Below are 3760 nucleotides of genomic sequence, written 5' to 3' on the forward strand. Positions count from 1 at the left end.
GGCGAGTTCTGGCTGCACGAGATCAAATTCGACGGCTACCGCACCATGGCGCATGTGATGGATGGCGAGGTGCGGCTGATCACCCGTGGCGGCATCGACTGGACGAAGCGCTATGGCGATCTCCCGCAGGCCTTTTCGCGCCTGCCGGTCGCCCAGGCGATCATCGACGGCGAGATCATGGTGCTCGACGACAGGGGCATCTCGCGCTTCGCGCTGCTGCAGGACGCGCTGGCCGAAGGCGCAGGTTCAAAGCTGCATTTCTACGCCTTCGATCTTTTGCATCTGGACGGCTGGGACCTGCGCAAAGCGCCGCTCATAAAGCGTAAGGCGCTGCTTGCCGAGCTGCTCGCCGGCCAGGCCGCCAATGCCGCCATCCAGTACAGCGACCATGTCGAGGGCGACGGGCAGGGTCTGTACGATCAAGCCTCGGAGCTGGGGCTCGAAGGCGTCGTCTCCAAGCGCGCCGACGCCATCTACATGAGCGGCCGCACCAAGAGCTGGACCAAGGTGAAGGCGCAAAAGACGGATGATTTCGTCATCGCCGGTTACACCGTCTCCGACCGTGCCGAAGGGTTGGCCGCGCTCGGCATGGCCGAGTTCGAGAATGGTGAGCTGCACTATCGCGGCAAGGTCGGCACCGGCTTCGACCGCGACATGGCGACCGAGCTGCTTGCCAGGCTGGAGCGGCTGACGGCCGGCGCCAGCCCGCCGGAAGGCGTGCCGCGCGAGATCATGCGCGAGATGCATTGGGTGAAGCCGCTGCTGTCGGCGCGCGTGCGCTATTCGAACCGCACCGCCGACAATGCGATCCGCCACGGCGTCTTTCGCGGATTGCGCGATGTCGGCGGGCTGACCACGCCGATGCCGGTGAAACGCAAGCGGCTGATCGCCGAATCCGACCTCGCCACCATCTGGGTGACCGATCCGGAGCGCCGGCTATTCGGCAAGACCGGGCCGACAAAACTCGACATCGCCGTCTATTACGCGCTGGTCGGCGATTTCATGCTGCCGCATATCATCGGCCGGCCGGTGTCGCTGGTGCGGTGCCCGACGGGAAAACCGCAGGACTGCTTCTTCCAGCGCCACGCCTTCACCGGCATGCCGCCTTCGGTGGCGGTGTTCGATAGCGTCAATTCGGAAGGCGAGACGAAGACCTATCTGTCGGTCGAGGACGCCAAGGGCTACCTGGCGCTGGCGCAATTCGGCGTCGTCGAGTTCCACACCTGGGGCACGCACCGCCAGAGGCTCGACCGACCGGACCAGATCGTCTTCGACCTCGATCCGGGCGAGGGGATCTCGTGGCGCGAGGTGGTGGAGGCGGCGGTCCACATCAAGGGCGGGCTGGAGAGCCTCGGCCTGATGCCCTTCGTGAAGACCTCCGGCGGCAAGGGCATCCACATCACCGTGCCAGTGACCCGGAAGCAGAACTGGAAGAAACTGCACCAGGCGAGCAGCGCCATTTCCACCTTGCTCGCGGCAAGCGCGCCCGACACCTTCACCACCACCATGGGCAAGGAAAACCGCAAGAAGCGCATCTTCATCGACTTCCACCGCAACGCCCGCGGCCACACCTCGGCCGCGCCCTATTCGCTGCGCGCCCGCACCAACCTGCCGGCCTCGACGCCGGTGAGCTGGACAGACCTCGAGACCATCGACGCGCCGGAGGACCTGAACTACGCCTCGCTGCCGGGCCTGCTGGAGACCTCGGGCGACCCCTGGGCTGAGATCGATGAGGCGGCGCGGGATTTGCCGGTGGTGGAACGCTAGTTCCTCGCCCCCACGGAGTGGGGGAGAGGTGGCCGCGTGGCGGCCGGAGAGGGAGTGCCAGCGGCTTGAGAGGGCAGCGCAAGCGCTAGGATTTCGTCATCCTAGGGTCTGCGCGCGTCGCTTCGCTCCTTGCTTCGCCCTAGGATGACGAAGCTTCGGGGCTTCGGCTAATCTCCAGCGTCTCAATCCACTCCATCGACGCTAGCTACAATTTGAACTATCCTCCGCGCCAACCGGCCTCAGAAAACACTTCGCTAGGAATTAGGCAGTACCATCACCGGTCGGTGTAGGATTTCCGCAGCCTCAATCGTCCTACGGACGAAGCGCTGCAAGAGCATGATCGCGACAAGACCATGCTCCAACTTAGTGTCAGTGCATGGCCGCGTAGGAGTGTTTCATGGCGCCCAGGGCAAGTTGGAAAGGTTACCTCAAGCTCAGCCTCGTCAGCTGTCCGGTCCGGCTTTACCCGGCCACCAGCGCGAGCGAGCGCATCTCGTTCAATCAGTTGCACAAGAAGACGCACAACCGCATCAACATGAAGCCGGTCGACCCAGAGCTCGGCCTGGTCGAGCGCTCGGACCTGGTGCGCGGTTATGAGTATGAGGACAAGCAGTACATCATCATCGACGACGCCGATCTCGACGCGGTGAGGATCGAATCCAATCACACGATGAACATCGAGGCCTTCGTCGACGAGGGCGAGGTCGATGTCATCTACCAGGACTCGCCCTATTATCTCGCGCCCGACGGCGCCATGGCCGAGGAAACCTTCGCGGTGCTGCGCGAAGCCATGCGCAAATCCGGCAAGCTGGCGATTGCGCGGCTGGTCCTCTCCAGCCGCGAGCGTGTGGTGACCATCGGCGCGCGCGAGAACGGCATGTTCGTCTGCACCTTGAGGAATCCCAACGAAGTGCGCGGCACGGCTGAATATTTCGGCAACATTCCGGCCGGCAAGCCGGATCCGGAAATGCTGGAGCTTGCCATGGCGCTGATCAAGCAGAAGCAAACCCATTTCGATCCGAAGAACTATGAGGATCGCTACGAGGTGGCGCTGATGGCGATGATCCGCGAGAAGCTGAAGGGCCACAAGCCGATCATTGCGGCGGCGCCCGAGCGCGGCAACGTCATCAACCTCATGGATGCGCTGAAGGCCAGCCTGTCGCAGCAGGCAAAGCCCCCGGCCAAATCGAAGAGCAAGGCCGAGGAAGCGCCCGCAAAGCCGGCCAAGAAGGCGGCTGCCGGCGGGGCGCCTGAGAACCCGCTCAAGGCGAACCTGTTGAAGGCCGTCGGCAAGAGCAAGAAGTGACGGGAGGGCCGGTGATCGTTCCAGGCGCCGTCTTCGGCGTCGTCGGCGCGCTGGCCGCCTTTCCGCTGCGGCTCGCCGCGCGCGAGGTCGAGCGCCGCCATGCGGAGCTCAGGCGCGGCGTCACCCGCCGCACCAGCCATGTCGTGTTCGGTCGCGCGCTTCTCGGCAAGGCGAAATCCGGCGATGCCGAGATTGAGCGCCGCGCCAAGGCCGAACGCGAAGCTGGCCGGCAACTCATCAGCGAGAACGGTTTCCTGCGTCTTCTCGGGCTGATGAAGGCGCCCGACGCCTCGTCGCTCTCCAGGCAGTCGCTGATCGACCAGTCGCGGCTTACGGGCGGCGATCTCGACATGCTCTCGCTGTTCGACGCTTTCGAGCATGACGGCCAGCCCTATTCCTTCCGCGACCTTATCCTGGCGCGCAAATATGCCGGGCTGATCGCCAGCGGCGCCTCCTGGGGCGCGATCGTGCGTTCCGTGCATCGCTCCGGCCCGGTCGCATCGCTCACAGCAAAATCCCTCAATCTCGGCTCGCAGCATGGCCGCCCGGACGCGATCTATCTCGACGATGGGACGAGCGAGCTCGACGGCCAATTGCTGTTCGACCTCGGCTCGCCGGAAGACGACACGCTGGAAGAGCTCTTCACCGAGGCCGAGATGGCGGAAGAAGAAGAGCGCCATGACGATG

At 64.4% G+C, this 3760-nt stretch carries 2 protein-coding genes and 1 pseudogene; all 3 read left to right on the forward strand.

What is annotated here, in order from left to right:
• A partial coding sequence (gene ligD / locus EOA28_RS28325) for a DNA ligase D (RefSeq protein WP_128315515.1) occupies positions 1-1767 on the forward strand: 1767 nt, incomplete at its 5' end.
• A 397-nt stretch (positions 1768-2164) separates the two neighbouring features.
• The gene (locus EOA28_RS28330) at positions 2165-3073 is read left to right on the forward strand and encodes a Ku protein (protein ID WP_127386473.1); all 909 of its coding nucleotides are present in this window, start codon (positions 2165-2167) and stop codon (positions 3071-3073) included.
• A gap of 11 nt (positions 3074-3084) precedes the next feature.
• Positions 3085-3760: pseudogene (locus EOA28_RS28335) on the forward strand (O-linked GlcNAc transferase); the annotation flags it as partial.

Origin of the sequence: Mesorhizobium sp. M2A.F.Ca.ET.067.02.1.1, from assembly GCF_004023285.1 — a bacterium.
Taxonomy (GTDB): Bacteria; Pseudomonadota; Alphaproteobacteria; order Rhizobiales; family Rhizobiaceae; genus Mesorhizobium.